This window comes from Streptosporangium sp. H16 (assembly GCF_051918855.1).
GTDB lineage: Bacteria > Actinomycetota > Actinomycetes > Streptosporangiales > Streptosporangiaceae > Streptosporangium.
On the sequence record NZ_JBPXMD010000037.1, the window covers coordinates 1 to 16,747 of the forward strand.

At 70.3% G+C, this 16,747-nt stretch carries 13 protein-coding genes; 6 read left to right on the forward strand and 7 right to left on the reverse strand.

Annotation, left to right across the window (positions count from 1 at the left end; translation table 11 throughout):
- Window positions 1-442: 442 nt before the first annotated feature.
- Both ACTOQ2_RS37210 and ACTOQ2_RS37215 read left to right on the forward strand, forming a co-directional pair.
- Window positions 443-1,549, forward strand: a complete 1,107-nt coding sequence (locus tag ACTOQ2_RS37210) for an AI-2E family transporter (RefSeq protein ID WP_440105662.1) — start codon at window positions 443-445, stop codon at window positions 1,547-1,549.
- A gap of 4 nt (window positions 1,550-1,553) precedes the next feature.
- Window positions 1,554-2,312: a DUF6597 domain-containing transcriptional factor gene (locus ACTOQ2_RS37215; RefSeq protein WP_440105664.1), complete on the forward strand. Its 759-nt coding sequence runs from the start codon at window positions 1,554-1,556 to the stop codon at window positions 2,310-2,312.
- A 15-nt stretch (window positions 2,313-2,327) separates the two neighbouring features.
- Here the strand turns inward: ACTOQ2_RS37215 and ACTOQ2_RS37220 are convergent, their stop codons facing one another.
- The 5 genes from ACTOQ2_RS37220 to ACTOQ2_RS37240 all read right to left on the reverse strand — a co-directional run bounded on the left by ACTOQ2_RS37220 (window position 2,328) and on the right by ACTOQ2_RS37240 (window position 10,712).
- Window positions 2,328-3,167 (reverse strand): PhzF family phenazine biosynthesis protein, encoded by an 840-nt coding sequence (locus tag ACTOQ2_RS37220; RefSeq protein WP_440105666.1) that lies wholly within the window; start codon window positions 3,165-3,167, stop codon window positions 2,328-2,330.
- Between the two features lie 201 nt (window positions 3,168-3,368).
- Window positions 3,369-4,757, reverse strand: coding sequence for a hypothetical protein (locus ACTOQ2_RS37225; protein ID WP_440105668.1), 1,389 nt, complete (start codon window positions 4,755-4,757; stop codon window positions 3,369-3,371).
- Between the two features lie 206 nt (window positions 4,758-4,963).
- Entirely contained in the window at window positions 4,964-6,994 is a 2,031-nt protein-coding gene (locus ACTOQ2_RS37230; protein ID WP_440105670.1) for a carbohydrate binding domain-containing protein, read from the reverse strand.
- Between the two features lie 117 nt (window positions 6,995-7,111).
- Complete coding sequence (locus ACTOQ2_RS37235; RefSeq protein WP_440105672.1) at window positions 7,112-8,671, reverse strand: cellulose binding domain-containing protein; 1,560 nt, start codon at window positions 8,669-8,671, stop codon at window positions 7,112-7,114.
- Window positions 8,672-8,870: 199 nt separating this feature from the next.
- On the reverse strand, window positions 8,871-10,712 hold the full coding sequence (locus ACTOQ2_RS37240) for a cellulose binding domain-containing protein (RefSeq protein ID WP_440105674.1): 1,842 nt from the start codon (window positions 10,710-10,712) through the stop codon (window positions 8,871-8,873).
- A gap of 847 nt (window positions 10,713-11,559) precedes the next feature.
- Here ACTOQ2_RS37240 and leuE point away from each other — a divergent pair.
- Window positions 11,560-12,222: a leucine efflux protein LeuE gene (gene leuE / locus ACTOQ2_RS37245; RefSeq protein ID WP_440105676.1), complete on the forward strand. Its 663-nt coding sequence runs from the start codon at window positions 11,560-11,562 to the stop codon at window positions 12,220-12,222.
- 133 nt (window positions 12,223-12,355) lie between these two features.
- Here leuE and ACTOQ2_RS37250 read toward each other — a convergent pair whose 3' ends face one another.
- Entirely contained in the window at window positions 12,356-12,703 is a 348-nt protein-coding gene (locus ACTOQ2_RS37250) for a luciferase domain-containing protein (protein ID WP_440073137.1), read from the reverse strand.
- Between the two features lie 292 nt (window positions 12,704-12,995).
- Here ACTOQ2_RS37250 and ACTOQ2_RS37255 point away from each other — a divergent pair, with 292 nt between their 5' ends.
- The 3 genes from ACTOQ2_RS37255 (at window position 12,996) to ACTOQ2_RS37265 (ending at window position 15,087) form a co-directional block, all read left to right on the forward strand.
- A complete protein-coding gene (locus ACTOQ2_RS37255) occupies window positions 12,996-13,655 on the forward strand; it encodes a VC0807 family protein (RefSeq protein WP_440105678.1) in 660 nt (219 codons plus the stop codon).
- A gap of 134 nt (window positions 13,656-13,789) precedes the next feature.
- Window positions 13,790-14,263 carry a TspO/MBR family protein gene (locus tag ACTOQ2_RS37260; RefSeq protein ID WP_440105680.1) on the forward strand — a complete coding sequence of 158 codons (474 nt, stop codon included), beginning with the start codon at window positions 13,790-13,792 and terminating at the stop codon, window positions 14,261-14,263.
- Between the two features lie 203 nt (window positions 14,264-14,466).
- The gene (locus ACTOQ2_RS37265; protein WP_440105682.1) at window positions 14,467-15,087 is read left to right on the forward strand and encodes a DedA family protein; all 621 of its coding nucleotides are present in this window, start codon (window positions 14,467-14,469) and stop codon (window positions 15,085-15,087) included.
- Here the strand turns inward: ACTOQ2_RS37265 and paaN are convergent.
- Window positions 15,071-16,735 (reverse strand): phenylacetic acid degradation protein PaaN, encoded by a 1,665-nt coding sequence (gene paaN / locus ACTOQ2_RS37270; RefSeq protein WP_440105684.1) that lies wholly within the window; start codon window positions 16,733-16,735, stop codon window positions 15,071-15,073. The genes ACTOQ2_RS37265 and paaN overlap by 17 nt on opposite strands.
- Window positions 16,736-16,747: the final 12 nt, after the last annotated feature.

Sequence of the window (16,747 nt, forward strand, 5' to 3'; positions counted from 1 at the left end):
GCTTCATGCACTGGCTTTTAACACACTGTTGAGTTCTCAAGAAACGGACGCGTACACCATCACCCTGACCCGACCAAGTGGTCGGGCAGAACTCCGGGGCGTTCCATTTCGTGTCACTATCTTATCGGAAGTGCCGGTTTCGTGTCAAACTGTCGGATTTCCGACTCTCGACTCGATCCCGCCGAACCCGCTAGGATTGCGACTGCCCCGTTTCCAGGGCAACCCCTCTAACTTACTCCAACATCCGGTCGTTGTCCAACCGGACTTCGGCGTGACGCAGGCGCCCCGACGAAGGAGGTGATCAGAAGGAGGGTCCCGAGGCTCCGGCGATCTCCGCCGACCCCCTCGGGCCTGTGAACTCTATGTACGCCGCCGAGCTCCGTCAAATCGAAGAGCGCGCCCTGCCATGACGTGTTTCTCACCCGCTGGGTAGAGATCCGTCATGACGGACCAAAGAGTGTTGCCCAGGGCGCTCGTCGTACTTCTCTGCGCCGCGGGCGCCGTGGTCACCCTGGCGGGGATCAGGGAGATCGGGTCGATCATCGGGCCGGTGTTGCTGGCCCTGGTTCTGGTCCTGGCGGTATCCCCGGTGAGAACATGGCTTCGCGAACGTGGGGCTCCCGGGTGGACGCTGGTGGCGATCCCCCTCGCGATCGTGCTGCTGGTGCTCCTGGGCATGGTGGCGATCCTGACCGTGGCGGTCGCGCAGATGGCGGCCCTCGCGCCCACCTACGACGCGCAGTTCAACCAGCTCGTCGCGGAGGCGCAACAGCAAGCGGCCAGGCTCGGCATCGGCACCCAGCAGATGAACGAGGCGATCAACTCCTTCGACCCCGGCAAGATCTTCGCGCTCGCGCAGGGATTCGTCTCAGGACTGCTGGGCGTGTTCTCCGGCCTGGTCCTCGTCATCGTCCTGCTCCTGGCCATGTGCCTGGACGCTCAGGCCTTCTCCAGGATCCTCGCCATGGGAGCGGCGCGCAGGCCCCTGCTCATCGAGGCACTCAGCAACTTCGGCCACAAGACCCGTCGTTATCTCCTGGTCTCGACGGGGTTCGGGCTGATCTGCTCCGCACTGGACGTGGCCGCACTCTGGATTCTCGGCGTGCCACTCCCCCTCCTCTGGGGAGTACTGGCACTGATCACGAACTACATCCCCAACGTCGGTTTCATCCTGGGATTGATCCCGCCCGCCCTGCTCGGTCTCCTGGAGGGCGGGCCGAAAACCATGATCTTCGTGATCGCCGCCTACATATTGATCAACTTCGTGGTGCAGTCGCTGATCCAGCCGAAGTTCCTCGGCGACGCCGTCGGCCTGTCCACCACCGTGACCTTCCTCTCGCTCATCCTGTGGACGTTCCTGCTCGGCCCGCTGGGCGCGCTGCTGGCCATCCCGCTCAGCCTGCTGACCCGGGCGCTGCTGATCGACAGCGACCCCGACGGTGACTGGGCCGCCGCTCTCGTCTCCGGGGACGTCCCCGGCGACGGGCAACCCGGCACGGGGAAGGAACCAGGCGGGGGGCAGGGGAGGATTCCTTCGCCCGTACCCTGAGGTCATGTATCGCGAGTGGGCGCCGGACTCCCGCCTCGCCGGGCGGGTGGCCTGCGTGTGGAGCAACGAGGCGACCTCCGTCATGACGCAGCTGGTCGTGCCCGACGGCTGCGTGGATCTGATCTGGGGACCGAAAGGGACGCTTGTCGCGGGGCCCGACACGGGGCCGAAATCCGTCCGGATGACGCCGGGTAACCGCTACACGGGGATCCGGTTCAGGCCCGGCGCGGTGGGCGAGCTGTTCGGCGTGCCGCTCGACAGGCTGCGCGACCTGCGGGTGCCGCTGTCCGACCTGGGGCCGTTCGCGGAGCTGGCCGAGCTGGAACCACTCACCGCGCAGGCCGAGCCGGAGCCGTCCAGCGGGCCGGCCGGGGTCCGGCGGCCGGAGCCGTTCTCCGACGTCGTACAGCGGGCGCTGGCCGTGCGGCTGCGCGCGGCGCCCGGCCCCGACCCGGCCGCGCCCGCGATCGCCGAGGCACTGCGGGCGGGCCGGAGCGTCAGGGAGGTGGCCTGGGACCTGGGGTTCGGCGAGCGACAGTTCCTGCGCCGGTCCCTGCGGTCCTTCGGGTACGGCCCGAAGGTGCTGCAGCGGGTGGTCAGGTTCCAGCGGGCACTGCGGCTGGCCAGGCGCGGCGTCACGGCGGCCGAGGTCGCCGCGGTCAGCGGGTACGCCGACCAGGCGCACATGGCGAACGAGGTACGGCGGCTGGCGGGGGTGCCCCTGAGCCGGTTGCTCGACCAGCCAGGCGGCGGGACCACCTGACCGGACCGGTGCGGGTCAGGCGGTCTCCAGCGCGACCGCTCCGCCGCTCACCCGGCTCCGGCCGTCGGGGGAGGCGATCGAGACCTTCAGCGTGCTGGGCCGCCCCATGTCCACCCCCTGGATGACCGTGAACTCCGAGGAGCCGTTCCCGAGCACACGCAGGTAGCCGCCGAAGGCAGCGGCGGCGGCCCCGGTGGCGGGATCCTCCACGACGCCCCCGACCGGGAACGGGTTGCGGGCGTGGAAGCGCTCGTCGCTCTCCCGCCAGAACAGGTTCACCGTCGTCCAGCCTTCGCGGGTCATCAGCGCCTTCAGCCGCTCGTAGTCGTAGTCGAGGCCGGCCAGGCGTTCGCGCGAGGAGGCCGCGACCACGAGATGCTCCACGCCGCCGAACGCGACGTGCGGAGGGAAGGCCGGGTCGAGATCGTCGCGGGACCAGCCGAGGGCGGCGAGGGCCTCCTCCAGCGCGTCCTCCGTGACGGGCCGTGAGTGCGTGGGGACGCTGGTGAGCGTGGCCAGGAGCGCGTCGTCGGCGATCTCGGTGTCGACGACGATCTCGCCCGCGTTGGTGTCGAACGCCAGGCGCCCGGTCCCGAGGCGTTCGGCCAGCACCACGGAGGTGGCGATCGTGGCGTGCCCGCAGAACGCCACCTCCGCCGAGGGGGCGAAGTATCGGACCCGGAAGGCGCGTCGCTCGTCGTCGCGTGCGGTCACGAACGCCGTCTCGGAGTATCCGACCTCGGCGGCGACGGCCAGCATCTCCGCGTCGGAGAGCCCGGCCGCGTCGAGGACGATCCCGGCGGGGTTTCCCCCCTCGGGGTCGTGGGTGAAAGCGGTGTAACGCAAGATTTCCACGGTGCTCGTCACAGAACCGGAATTTATCAGCCTCCCGGGCCGCCCCGCCGCCCCGTCACGCGGCAGTGGCTGGGCGGCGGGACGGGCGTGCTCGAGAGCGGGTGGCCCGGACGGGCCACAGGGCCGAGGGCGGAGCACGGGGCCGGGTGGGAAGGAGCGGCCCCGTTCAGGCGGGCATCGGGGTCCGGACGCCGCGAGACGTCAGGCGGACGCCGGAACGGGTGCCGAGGGGGGTGGTCCCTCGGGGGAGGCGACGGGTGCGCGGGGGACGCGGCGCCCCCACGGCATGGCGAGCGCCAGGATCGGCAGCAGCACGATGGAGGCCTGCGACCAGACGACGTGGAGACTTCGCCAGGTGGCGGAGTCGAACTGCGTCATGTAGAGGTAGCCGTAGCCCGCCCACAGGGAGACGCCGATGATGGCGGGCCACGCGAAGCGGGTGGGACGGGCGATCAGGAACGGCATGAACCACAGGAGATACTGCGCGCCGAGCCTGGGGGTGACGACCATGAAGGCGAGCAGCAGCGCCGTGGTGAGGTCGATCGGGTCGGCGCGACGCCACACGAGAGCCGTCGCCAGCATGGTGACGTAGATCAGGCGGGTGCCGAACGTGGCGAACCCCTGGTGCAGGTCGTTGACGCCGTTCATGCCGATGGCGGTCCAGCCCCACTGTCCGACGATCGGGCGGACGTCCTGGATCACCCGGATGACCTCGGGGATCTGGCTCAGCGAGGTGCCGGCGAAGATCGGCAGGGTGACCAGGAAGAAGACCGGCGCGATGCCCGTGGCCACGAACGCCACGGCGCGGGCGCGGAAGGTGGGCAGCAGCAGGAGCATGCCGGGGATGAGCCAGATCGGCCAGCTCTTGGCGCACAGCGCCAGTCCCATCAGCAGTCCCGCGAACAGGGCGCGGCGCAGGGACTGCCGGTCGCCCTGGCGCGGGGTGAGCGCCCCGCGGAGCACCCCCTCGGGGCCGAAGGCGTGCCGTACGGCGCCGGCGAGGCCGTGCAGGGCGACGCTCTGCCGTGCCAGCGCGAGCGGGCTGGTGGTCATGCCCGGCCGGTGGGGGTCGCCGGGACCTCGGGCCACGACGAAGGCGGCCACGCCGAAGACCAGGGCAACCGGCTCGACCTGGCCGTGGACGGAGGCGACGAGGATGGCGAGCGGGTTGCAGGCGTACTGGAAGGCGCGCAGCGACGCGTTAGGCCCACCGGCGAGCTTGCCGACCAGCGGGATCAGCACGATGTCGGCGACCACGGTGACCAGGCGACCGCCGATCTCCCAGGGGATGCCCAGCCAGAGCAGGAGGCCGTAGACGTAGGGGATGGTCGGCAGGAAGTGCCAGCCTCCCGAGCTGCCCAGAACGGGGTCCTCACGGTTCAGGACCGCCTCGCCGGCGGGCTTGAAGCTGTTGATGAAGTCGACCGGTTGCCAGGTGTCCACCGCCGAGGTGGCCATGATGAGCACCCGGAAGGCGATTCCGACCCCCAGGATGACCAGCAGCGAGGGTCTCCAGCCCTTCCACTGCGCGACCAGGGCGAGCACGACACCGAGAACGAGGACGAACCCCGTGAGAATTGCGTAGTCCATGACGGCCCCTAGCCTGCCGGACCTGGCGACCAACCAGCCACCCGGATCTCCAAACCGAGACCACTCTGCCAGTTTTCCCGGCCTCCGGAATCCGGGCCGTCACGACGGGCGACCGCTTCGGGACACCGGACACCCGCGGACGTGAGGAGGCGCGGAGGGGGGAACCTCGCCGCCGGAAGTCCGTCTCCCCCGGCGGCGAGGGGCTTTCAGCCCAGGCCGTCGAGATAGGCCCGGTGGCTGCGGGAGAACTCGAAGGCGTTGTACCTGTCCCAGTTGATCGACCAGGTCATCAGGCCGCGGAGGTTCGGGTAGACCCCTCTCGGCCGGTACGAGCCGCAGTTGGTCCCCTTGGCCAGGCAGTCGAAGGCCTTCTGGACCTCGGCGACCGTGGTGAAACCGTTACCCGCGAACGGGGCGGCGGGCAGGCCGATGGCGACCTGGTCCTGGCGCAGGGCGGGGAAGACGTTGTTCGGGTTGCCCGCGATGGGGAAGCCGGCGAGCAGCATGTCGGTCATGGCGACGTGGAAGTCGTGGCCGCCCATGGTGTGGTACTGGTTGTCCAGTCCCATGATCGGTCCGGAGTTGTAGTCCTGGACGTGCAACAGGGTCAGGTCGTCGCGCATCGCGTGGATGACGGGGAGGTACGAGGCGGCCCGCCGGTCGGCGGAGCCGTTGGGGCCCGGGCCGTAGAACTGGTAGCCCAGCTGGACGAAGAACGTCTCGGGGGCCATGGTCAGCACGAACCTGGCGCCGTACCTGGCCTTGAGGGTCTTGAGCGCGGAGATCAGGTTGACGATGACCGGGGTGGTGGGGGCCGACAGGTTGGTGTCGCCGTTGTCGAGATAGAGGGAGTGGCCCTCGAAGTCGATGTCCAGCCCGTCGAGGCCGTACTTGTCGATGATGGCGCCCACCGACTGGACGAACTTGTCGCGCGCGGCCGTGGTGCTCAGCTGGACCTGGCCGTTCTGGCCGCCGATCGAGATCAGCACCTTCTTGCCGAGCGCCTGCTTGGCCCGGATCCCGGCGATGAACTCGGCCTCGGACTCGACGTTGGGGCACTCGGCGACCGGGCACTGGGTGAAGCGGATGTCCCCGGAGGTCACCGAGGTGGGCTCGCCGAAGGACAGGTTGATGACGTTCCACTCGTTGGGGACGTCCGCCATCCGGATGTAGCCGGAGCCGTTGGCGAAGGAGGCGTGCAGGTAGCCGACCAGCACCCGCTTGGGCAGGTTGCCGGGGGGCGTGCCGGTGACGGTCGCGGAGACCGCGCCGGACCTCGCCGACTCACCGGCGGAGTTGGAGGCGCTCACCTGGTAGCTGTGCGTCCCCGCGCCCGGGGTGTCGGTGTAGGAGGTCGCGGCGGGGGTGCCGACCCTCGTCCCGTTGCGGTAGACGTTGTAGCCGGTGGCGCCCGAGGAGGCGTTCCACCTCAGCGAGACGCTCGTGCCGCTGACGGTGGCGGCCAGCCCCGACGGTACGGACGGGGGCGGTGGCTGGTCGTTGCCGACCGTCACGGAGACCGCGCCGGACCTCGCCGACTCGCCCGAGGCGTTCGTCGCGCTCACCTGGTACGAGTGGGTGCCGGTGCCGGGGGTCTCGGAGAAGGTGGTCCCGGTGGCGGTGCCGACCCTGGTGCCGTCGCGGTAGACGTTGTAGCCGGTCGCGCCCGAGGAGGCGCTCCAGCTCAGCGAGGCGGTGGTGGCGTTGCCGGTGCCGGTGAGGCCGGTGGGCGCCGCGGGAGGCTGTCCCTGCCCCGGCGCTCCGTCGAGGACGACGTCGTCGGCCTGGTAGACGCCCTGGCCGTACCAGCCGTTGACGTGGATCGTCACCGAGGTGGTCGAGGCGCCGGTGGTGAACGAGGTCGACAGCTGGGCGTAGGACGACGGCGAGGACGTCCACGTGCTGGGGTCGGTCCCGCCGGTTCCGGTCGCGCCGAGGAAGACGTAGCCGCCCCTGACCCAGGCCGACAGGGTGTAGGCCGAGGACGGCCTGACACTGACCGTCTGCTGGCAGCGGGCGGTGTCGTTCCCCGCCGGTGTCGCCTGCAGGGCCCTGGTCCCGCCGTGTACGGGTGAGGAGACGGTCGTGGCGCCCGAGGAGGCGGAGCAGGTCCACCCGCTCAGCCCGTTCTCGAAGCCCGGGTTCGTCGCGATGTTGGCCGCGTGGGCCGGTGTCGCGGCCAGCATCGTCCCGCTGAGCGCCAGTACGGCGGCCACGGCGAGTTTCCTGAGGTACATCCGATTTACCCCGCAAAGATCTTTAGGAGGGTGTCCTGGGGGTACGGCCCGCACCCCGGGCGGGGTGCGGGCCGTACGGGTCGTGCCGGCCGTACGGGTCGTGCGGGTCGTGCCGGTTCAGAAGCCGGCGGTGACGCGGGTGAAGTCCCAGTCGTTCTGGGCGATCCCGCTGCAGGTGGAGGTCACGCCGCCGCCCGGGCAGGGACGGTCGCGGTTGACCGCCCAGTAGGCGAAGCGGGTCAGGCCCTTGGACCTGGCCCAGTCGCGGATCTGGGTCCAGGCCGCCACGGTGGTCAGCTCCTGCTGGTCGGACAGGCCGTTCATGCCGGAGATGCCCATCCGGGCGTACGCCTGCGCGTCGGTCCAGCCGTTGGCGGCCTTGAGCGCGTTCTTCAGGCCCTCGGCGGAGCTGACGGTGGCGTTGTAGATGTTCGAGGCGCCGAAGTTGAACGGCATGATCGTGTAGTTGTCGATCGGGACGTTGAGCGCCCTGGCCTGGTTGATCAGGCGGACACCGGTCGAGCTCGGGCCGTTGATCCCGGTACCGAAGGTGACGGCGATCTTGACGTTCGGGTTGTTCTGCTTGACGATCTTCAGGCCGTTGAGGATGCGGTCCTGGACGGTGTAGTTCTCGAACTCGTCGGTGTTCTCGATGTCGAAGTCGACGACCGCCGGGCCGACGGCGTTGATGACCTGCTGCACGGCTCCGGCGAAGGCGGCCGGGGTGGAGCAGTTCGGGCCGAGCTTGTTGCCCGACCAGCCGCCGAAGGAGATCTGCACGCTGCCGCCCGCGGCCTTGATCTGGTTGATCGCGGCCTGGTCGGTGCCGCCGGTCAGCGGCCGGTTGCCGTCCCAGGCGGGGTTGCAGCCGCCGCTGGACAGGATGAACGCCATGGTGAAGGACTTCACGCCGGTGGCGCTCATGACGGTGGCGGGGTTGGGCGGGTTGCCCCAGCCCATGTAGAGGTAAGGGGCTCCGGGCATCTTGCCGGGCGGCTGCGGGTTGGTGCAGCCGGTGGTGGTGGCGCTCACCGCGCCGCTGGCCGCCGACTCGCCCTGGGCGTTGTAGGCCTTGACCGTGTAGGTGTGCGAGGTGCACGTGCCGAGGGAGCCGATCGTGGCGCTGGTGCCGGTGACCTGGGCCCGCTGCGTGGATCCTTCGTAGACGCGGTAGCCGGTGACGGTGCCGCTGGAGGCACCCCACGACAGGGAGATCGAGGAGTTGGTCGTCCCGGTGACCGACGGCGTGCCGGGCACGCCCGGGGTGCCGGGGACGCCGCCGCCGCCGCACGCCGCGCCGTTGAGGGTGCAGTTGGACGGGGTCACACCGCCCGGACTGCCGTTGAAACCGAAACTCGCGGTCGCACCGGGCGCCAGAGTGCCGTTCCAGCCGACATTGGTGAAGGTGAAACGCTGCCCGCTACGACTCAACGACGCGTCCCAGAAGGCCCCGATATTGGCCCCCGAAGGCAGATCGAAGGCCACCGACCAGCCGTTGATCGTCGTCGTACCACCATTGGTGATCGTGTACTTGCCCTCGAAACCGGTACCCCAGTCGGAGACCTTGGTGAAGACGGCGGTGGGGGGCGCTGCGAACGCGGGGGTCGCGACCAGTGACAGGCCGAGTGACATGCCGAGCGCGGCCAGGACCGCGGTCAGCGTTCGTCGAAATCTCATGGCTCTTCCTCGGTTGGGGGGTGCGAGGTGTTGGGGAGTGCGAAGTGCCGGAGGGTGCGAGGTGCCGGGGGTCGAAAGAGGCGAGGTGTTCGAGGTACGGGATCCGGGGCCTGCCCGGTCGCGGGTCGCGCGGTGCCGGGCAGGTCCGGAGATCGGGAGGTCGGGGGTCCGGGGGCGGGAGGTGAGGAGGTTCCGGGTGCTAGGGCAGGGTCGCCAGGTGCGGCTTGACGGTCCTGGAGAAGTTCCAGTTGTTGCTGGCGTCCCAGTTGATGGACCAGGTCATCGCGCCACGGATCCCGGGGTAGGTGCGCGGCGGCACGAAGCTGCCGCAGTTGGTCCTGGTGGCCAGGCAGGTCAGGGCCTGGTTCACCAGGGCGGGGGCGACGATCCCGCCGCCCGCCGCGCCGGGTCCGGCGGGCAGGCCGAGCGCCACCTGGTCGGGGCGGAGGCCGTTCTCCAGCTGGATGCAGGCCAGCGCGGTCATGAAGTTGACCGAGCCCTGCGAATAGGCGGCCATCTGGTCGCAGCCGAGCATGGAGCCGGAGTTGTAGAACTGGGTGTGGACGACGGTGAGGATGTCCTTGATGGCCAGCGCCAGCTTGAAGTACTCGCCGCCGGTGGACTGCATGTCGATGGTCTGCGGCGCCATCGTGATGATCAGGTTCGCGCCCGCCTTGGCCCGCAGCGATCGGAGCGCCTGGCCCATGTAGGTGGAGTTGAGCCCGTTCTCCAGGTCGATGTCGACGCCGTCGAAGCCGTAGCTCTGCATCAGGGCGTAGACGGTGTCGGCGAACTTGGTCGCGGCGGCGGCGCTGGCCACCTGCACGCGGCCCGCCTCGCCGCCGACCGAGAGGATGACCTTCTTGCCACGGGAGTGGAGGGTCTGCACGTCGGCCCTGAACTGGGCGTCGGTGTAGCCGCCGAGGGAGGCGGACAGGCCCGGGTCCACGGCGAAGACGACCTCACCTGGGGTGGCGGTGGCCTCGCCGAAGGAGACCGCCACCAGGTCGTACTCGTTGGGCACCGCCGACAGCCGCAGCTCGACGGCCGGGTTGTCGAAGTTGTGCCAGTAGCCGGTGAGGAAGTGCTTGGGCAGCGGGCCGCCGCCGGTGCAGCCGTTCGTGGTCGCGCTCGCCGGGTCGCTCCTCTGGCCCTCACCCGCCGAGTTGTACGCCGCCACCGTGTAGGTGTGCGCCTCGCACACGCCCAGCCCCGACACCGTCGCGCTCGTGCCGGTCACGGTCGCCCTGACCGTCGTCCCCTCGTACACCCGGTAACCCGTCACCGTCCCCGAGGACGCGCCCCACGACAGCGCGACACTGTTCGTGCCGCCGGTCGCCGACAGCGTGCCCGGCTTGCCGGGGGCGCCGCCGGTGCAGCCGGTGGTGGTGGCGCTCACCGCGCCGCTGGCCGCCGACTCGCCCTGGGCGTTGTAGGCCTTGACCGTGTAGGTGTGCGAGGTGCACGTGCCGAGGGAGCCGATCGTGGCGCTGGTGCCGGTGACCTGGGCCCGCTGCGTGGATCCTTCGTAGACGCGGTAGCCGGTGACGGTGCCGCTGGAGGCACCCCACGACAGGGAGATCGAGGAGTTGGTCGTCCCGGTGACCGACGGCGTGCCGGGCACGCCCGGGGTGCCGGGGACGCCGCCGCCGCCGCACGCCGCGCCGTTGAGGGTGCAGTTGGACGGGGTCACACCGCCCGGACTGCCGTTGAAACCGAAACTCGCGGTCGCACCGGGCGCCAGAGTGCCGTTCCAGCCGACATTGGTGAAGGTGAAACGCTGCCCGCTACGACTCAACGACGCGTCCCAGAAGGCCCCGATATTGGCCCCCGAAGGCAGATCGAAGGCCACCGACCAGCCGTTGATCGTCGTCGTACCACCATTGGTGATCGTGTACTTGCCCTCGAAACCGGTACCCCAGTCGGAGACCTTGGTGAAGACGGCGGTCGCCGAGGCGGCCTGGGCCGGGAGCGCGACCGTCATCGCCAGGACGAGGGCCGCCAGGGCGACGAGAGAACGAGCGATGGCGCGTAATTTCACGTTGACCTCATGCATTCCGTGGGGGGTGACCGTACGACCCGCGCCACGCGGGGGGTGCGCGGGCGCGAACGTGGACGCGGGCCGTACGGCGGGGTGGGCACGGCTCCGACCGGGGAGCGTTCCGTTGATCGGCGCGGGACACCGAAGACCGCCGGGTTCAGCGAGTCGTCACCGGGTCGCCGGCGCCTGGACCGCCGTCACGCGCTCCGGACACCGTCGGCCGGCGTGCGGTGCCGAGGGGATCCGGTGCCGGCGCTTCGAGGACGGGCCGCAGTGGGCACGGCGGAGGCCGCGATGGCGGGGACGGCCGTGTCGCCGGAGACGGGGGTGGGCAGGCCCCGGTGAGGGCTTGCAGCCGCAGTCAGGACAAGTAAGGAAAAGGTGCGCCGCATGATCGCTCCCATGGACGTGGAACCTGGGGGGTGAGGCGTCCGGACGGTCGGACCTTCAGCAGTGACGGCTGCCGCCGTCGAGTTTTCGCAGCTGGACATGGGTCGGAGGGGAGGCGCGGGCCACAGGCACCCCCAGTCGGCATTTCTTTTAGGAAAGTTTCCTAAGAGTTGTCGCGATCGTAGCCTTGACAGACCCTTGCCACAAGGCCCAAAAACGTCAGTCTCCGATGCCGTGCCGGGCGCGTTCCGGCGCCCGCCCCAGGGCACGCGGAGGAACGGCACGGCGACCCCTCACCCGCCGCGCTCCCCCGGCCGGTCACTCATGGCGTCCGGGCGACACGGCGCATGGCGTCCGGGCAACCCTGCGCATGGCGTCCGGAAAACCCGGAAAGGAAGATAAGCACCTTTAGGCGATACGGTAATGACGCATCCGTAACGCCCCCTGGAGTATCGACGTGTTCTTCGGCATCACCGACATCTGGACCTACGTGGTCGGCGCCTTCTTCATCATCCTGTTACCCGGCCCGAACTCGCTGTACGTGCTCAGCACCGCCGCCCAGCGCGGGGTGCGGCAGGGGTACCGGGGGGCGATGGGGGTCTTCGTCGGCGACACCGTCCTGATGGTGCTGGCGGCGGCGGGGGCCGCCTCCCTGCTGAAGTCGACGCCGCTCCTGTTCAACGTCGTCAAGTACGCCGGTGCGGCCTACCTCGCGTGGATCGGGTTCCAGATGCTCCGGTCGGCCTGGCGCTCGTGGCGTTCGCCCGACACCGGGAGCGAGGCCGCGGAGGCGGCTCCCGGCCGGGAGGGGATCACGGAGAACCCCTTCCGCAAGGCCCTGATCGTCAGCCTGATGAACCCGAAGGCGATCCTGTTCTTCATCTCGTTCTTCATCCAGTTCGTGGACCCCGCCTACGGCACCCCCGCGGTGTCCTTCCTGATCCTGGGCGCGATCTGCCAGCTGTTCAGCGTGCTCTACCTGTCGGCGCTGATCTTCGGCGGGACGTTCCTGGCCGGACGGTTCCGGGCCCGCCGCGGACTGTCGGCCGGGCTGCGGACGGGTGTGGGCGCGCTGTTCATCGGCTTCGGGGTGAGGCTGGCCACCGCGACCCTCGGCTGACGCCGCCTACCGCCGCCCTCGGCCGGCACCGTCCACCGCCGCTTCGGACCGATGCCGGCCATCGCGAACCCCGGATGACACGCCCGCCGCCGCCCTTTGCCGACGTCGGCCACGGTGGGCCCGGACGACGCCGCTACCGCGGGCCCTGGTTGACCTTGATCGCGACGCTGACGAGCGAGAGGAACAACTCGGCGTCGGCCCGGCCCTCGATGGACATGGCCACCCATCCGGCGTCGGCGCCGGGGGTGATCCGATGGCAGTCGGTGAGCACCCGCGCCCACTTTTCGATCATGGGTTTGGTGAGGAGCAGCTCCGCGGTGTGATCGCCGGACATCCTGACGATCTCCCTGCCTCCGGCCCGGAATCCCAGCCCCTTCCTGGTGCGTTTCAGCGCCAGGTCCGGCCAGCGGACAAGCTGGGCGGCCACATTCTCGACACCCTCGGTGGAACGGCGGGACGCGTGCGTGCGCAGCACTGCCATGTCTCTCATCGTCGCGGACCGGACCCGATCAGGAAAGCTCCCGTTTCTCAACCGTTACCGGCATAGTGATCCTTTTCGTGAATCGTAATGATCCGCACCTGTCTCATCCGTTATTGCAGTGTTATTGAGTTGTTTTCACGAGAGCACGGCACGGGGTCAGGTACGGTGAGTGGCCGGTGAAGACCGGAAGCAATCCTCTCCGCAACCCCTCGCGACGGCCTGACATGCTTGTGTCATGCCGGGGTAGGCGTGAACGCCCAGCGCCTGCCACCGCACCAGCCCGTGGAGCGTCATGAGCCACCAGCCCATCGTCTTCCCCCGCCTCACCGCTCTCGCCAGGCAGGCGGCGCCGAAGCTGCTGGAGGGCGTCGTCGCCCCCCTCGCCGTCTTCTACGCCGCGCTCGCCCTCCTCGGTCTGAAGGGCGCGCTGATCGCGGCGGTCACCTGGGTGTACGCGGGGGTGGGGTGGCGGCTGGTCCGGCGGATCCCCGTGCCCGGCACGATGATCCTCGCCATCATCGCGATCACCGTAAGGGCGCTGCTGGGGTTCTGGACCGGGAGCGCGGTGATCTACTTCCTCCAGCCGGAGCTCGGGACGATCTGCATCAGCATGGTCTTCCTCGCCTCGGTGCGGTTCAACCGCCCGCTGGTGCAGAAGCTGACCCTCGACTACATCCACCTGCCCTCGGCGGTGCTGAAACACGAGCGGGTCCGCCGGTTCTTCGCGCGCATCACCCTGCTGTGGGCCTTCGTGCTGCTGGCCAACTCCGCGGTGAGCATCTGGCTCCTGCTGCACGAGTCGATCGGCACCTACCTGCTGGTCCGCACCACGGCCGTGGCCGTGATCAGCGGCCTGGCGGTGGCCTTCTCCCTGTACGCCTTCCGCCGGATGCTGCGCCGCCTGCACTACGACCCGGTCGCCACCCCGGCCATCGCCGCCCCGCCCGCCTGAACCCCCCGCGCCCTGAACCCCCCGCGCCGGGAAACCCCGGAGCTACCGCACCGGGCCCGGCGAGGATACGGCGCCCCCGTACGGGGGAAACCGCGGCGCGGTAGATCCGCGAAGAAGGGGGCAGGGAGGTTTCCATGGTCATCGCGCGTCAACCGAAACGCTGGGCAGGGCTGCCCGTCTTCGCCGTCGCGCTCGTGCTGGTGGCGGTGGTGGGATCGCTGTCGGCCGTCGACGCCGGCGGCGAGTACCTGTCGCTGGAGCGGCCGCCCTGGGCACCGCCGCAGTGGCTGTTCGGCCCGGCCTGGACGGTCCTGTACGTCATGATCGCCCTGTCCGGCTGGCTCGCCTGGTCGGCGCGCGGCCTGACACCGGCACTCGGCGTCTACGCGCTTCAGCTGGTCCTCAACACCGCCTGGACACCGCTGTTCTTCGGCGCCGACCAGTACGGCCTGGCGTTCGCGGAGATCGTCGTCCTCTGGCTCGCGATCGTGCTCAACATCGTCATGTTCCGGCGGATCAGCCGCCCGGCCGCCTGGCTGCTGGTGCCCTACCTGCTCTGGGTGACGTACGCGGCCGCGCTGAATCTCGCCATCTGGCAGCTCAACTGAGCCGCCCCCTCCTGGAGGGGGCGGCTCAGGCCGTTCGAGCGAGGTGACCGGCTCCGCCCGGTTTCCGGAGTCGGCGGGACGGACCCCCGGTGATCTCAGGGATGTGATCCGAGAACACCGGGGTTCCTCCCGGATGCCCTGAGAGTCACCGGGCCGCCAGCGTGCTGCGTGAGACATTCGCGACCCCCCGGCTGGAGCCCGACGTGACACAGGCCATCCTCGACGTCCTGCACGATGTGATGACATCTCCATGGATCTACCTGGCGCTGTTCGCGCTGGCGCTGCTCGACGGTTTCTTCCCCGTGGTCCCGGCGGAGACGTCCGTCATCACGGCCGGGGTGTTCGCCGCCGCCACCGGCGCGCCCGACCTGCTCCTGGTGATCGTGGTGGCCGCGCTGGGCGCGTTCGCGGGCGACCACATCTCGTACGCCATCGGGCGTACCACCAACGACCGGCTGCGCAACGGCAGGCGCAGCCGCAAGGCGTTCGCCTGGGCGGAGCGGGCGCTGGCCGAGCGGGGCGGGCTGGTCCTCGTGGTGGCCCGCTACATTCCCGGCGGCCGGACCGCCTGCACCCTGACCATGGGCGCGGTCGCCTATCCCCGGCGCTCGTTCGCCCTCTTCGACGCCCTCGCCGCGGTGACCTGGGCGGTCTACTCGGGAGTGATCGGCTACGTGGGCGGCGCGGCCTTCGAGCACGACCCGATCAAGGGCCTGCTGCTCGGTCTCGGCATCGCCCTGGCGGTCACCGTCGTGGTCGAGGCCGTCCGCTACCTCCGCCGCCGTTCCGCGCCGGAGGCGGAACTGGTCACCTCCGGTGACTGACGGCCGGGCGGCGCGACTGCGTGACGCGGAAGCGCCCGGACACGAAGGCGTCGTCGGTGAGGGAGGCGTTCCCCGCCGGATTGAGCCCGCTGACGTGGTAGTCGCTGTAGGCGGCGGAGAAGTTGAGCGGCATCGGGCCGGTGAGGTTGGAGGTGAGCGCGGCGCCCGCGAGGGCGAAGGCGTCCTCGGCCCGGCCGACGAAGTCCTCGTCGACCGAGTAGCAGAAGGCGGTGATCGCGCCCTTGTCCCTGGCGTCGGCGGAGGCGGTCCTTAGCGCGGCCTCCCGGTCCTCGGCGGGGACGAGGAAGGCGACCGGCCCGAAGCGCTCCTCGCCGTAGACCGCCGGGTCCTCGGTGGCGAGCAGCAGCGGACCGCTGGTGCGCGCCGCGGGGAACTCCGGGTGCTCGTACGGCGCGGCGTCCAGGAGCACGCCACCCCGGCCGCGCAGCTCGTCGAGCAGGGCGAGCGTGGCGGGCGACTGGATGGCCGCCAGCACGGAGGCCGCCCGCCTGGGCACGGTGGAGATCTGCCGTACGGCCTCCGCCAAGGCCTCGCCGACCTCCTCGAAGGAGACCGTTCCCGAGGAGGTCCGCACCCCGGCGCGGGGCACGAAGATGTTCTGCGGGCTGGTGCACATCTGCGCGGAGAACAGGCAGAGCGACCCGGCGACGGCCCGCAGCACGGGCGCGAGGTCGTCGGCGGAGTCGAGCACGACCGCGTTGAGTCCCGAGGTCTCGGTGTAGGAGATCGCGGGGAAGGCGTTCGCCTCCACCCAGGCGCCGAACGCGGCGCTGCCGGTGAAGTCGACGATCCGGCAGGCGGGATGGCCGATCAGTTCCTTGGCGATCGGCGCCTCGGCGGTGTCGACGGCCAGGGTGACCAGGCCGGGGTCGAACCCTGCCCCGGCGAGGACCTCCCGGCAGGCGGCGACCGCCAGCGCCATCGGCAGCACCGCGGTGGGGTGCGGCTTGACGATCACCGGGTTGCCGGTGGCGAGGTTGGCGAAGATCGCCGGGTAGGCGTTCCAGGCGGGGAAGCTCGCGCAGGTGACGACGACCGCGACGCCGCGCGGCACGATCCGGTAGCGCTTGTCCAGGCTGAGCTCGGAGGTGCCGAAGCCGCGGGTCCAGGTCGCGTACGGGGTGACCCGCTCCATCGCCGACCAGGCGGCGGCGATCGCCTCGACCCCCCGGTCGAGGGCGTTCGTGCCGCTGCCGGTGAAGCTCATCGCCGCGCTCTGACCGGCGGTGTGCATGGTGGCGGGCACGAACTCGAAGGATCGCTCGTAGATCCGGTCGCAGGCGGCCAGGCAGAGGTCCGTCCTGGTCTCGGGGGTGGCGTCGCGCCAGGCGGGCCAGGCGGCCAGGGCGGCCCGGTAGACCTCGTCGGCGCTCGCGACCGGGTAGGCGACGCCCAGCGGCTCGCCGGTGTAGGGCGAGACCTCACCCCGGGCGACGGCGTGGGAACCGGGGTGTTCCGGCAGGTCGAACCGGCCGCCGAGGCGGGACTCGTGGGCCTTGCGCCCGGCCTCCCGCGCGGCCTCGCCCCCGGGGTGGCGGGAGGGCGCGTCAGGGTAGGCGTTCCAGCTCTCCCTGGTGCGCCTGGCCTCGACCGCCCGCGCGAGCCGTGCCGAACGCTCGGAGTTCACGACCGCCTCCGG

Coding starts and splice junctions, on each gene's coding strand:
- ACTOQ2_RS37210 (WP_440105662.1), top strand. CDS start 443: ATGACGGACCAAAGAGTGTTGCCCAGGGCGCTCGTCGTACTTCTCTGC.
- ACTOQ2_RS37215 (WP_440105664.1), top strand. CDS start 1,554: ATGTATCGCGAGTGGGCGCCGGACTCCCGCCTCGCCGGGCGGGTGGCC.
- ACTOQ2_RS37225 (WP_440105668.1), bottom strand. CDS start 4,757: ATGGACTACGCAATTCTCACGGGGTTCGTCCTCGTTCTCGGTGTCGTG.
- ACTOQ2_RS37230 (WP_440105670.1), bottom strand. CDS start 6,994: ATGTACCTCAGGAAACTCGCCGTGGCCGCCGTACTGGCGCTCAGCGGG.
- ACTOQ2_RS37235 (WP_440105672.1), bottom strand. CDS start 8,671: ATGAGATTTCGACGAACGCTGACCGCGGTCCTGGCCGCGCTCGGCATG.
- ACTOQ2_RS37250 (WP_440073137.1), bottom strand. CDS start 12,703: ATGGCAGTGCTGCGCACGCACGCGTCCCGCCGTTCCACCGAGGGTGTC.
- ACTOQ2_RS37255 (WP_440105678.1), top strand. CDS start 12,996: ATGAGCCACCAGCCCATCGTCTTCCCCCGCCTCACCGCTCTCGCCAGG.
- ACTOQ2_RS37260 (WP_440105680.1), top strand. CDS start 13,790: ATGGTCATCGCGCGTCAACCGAAACGCTGGGCAGGGCTGCCCGTCTTC.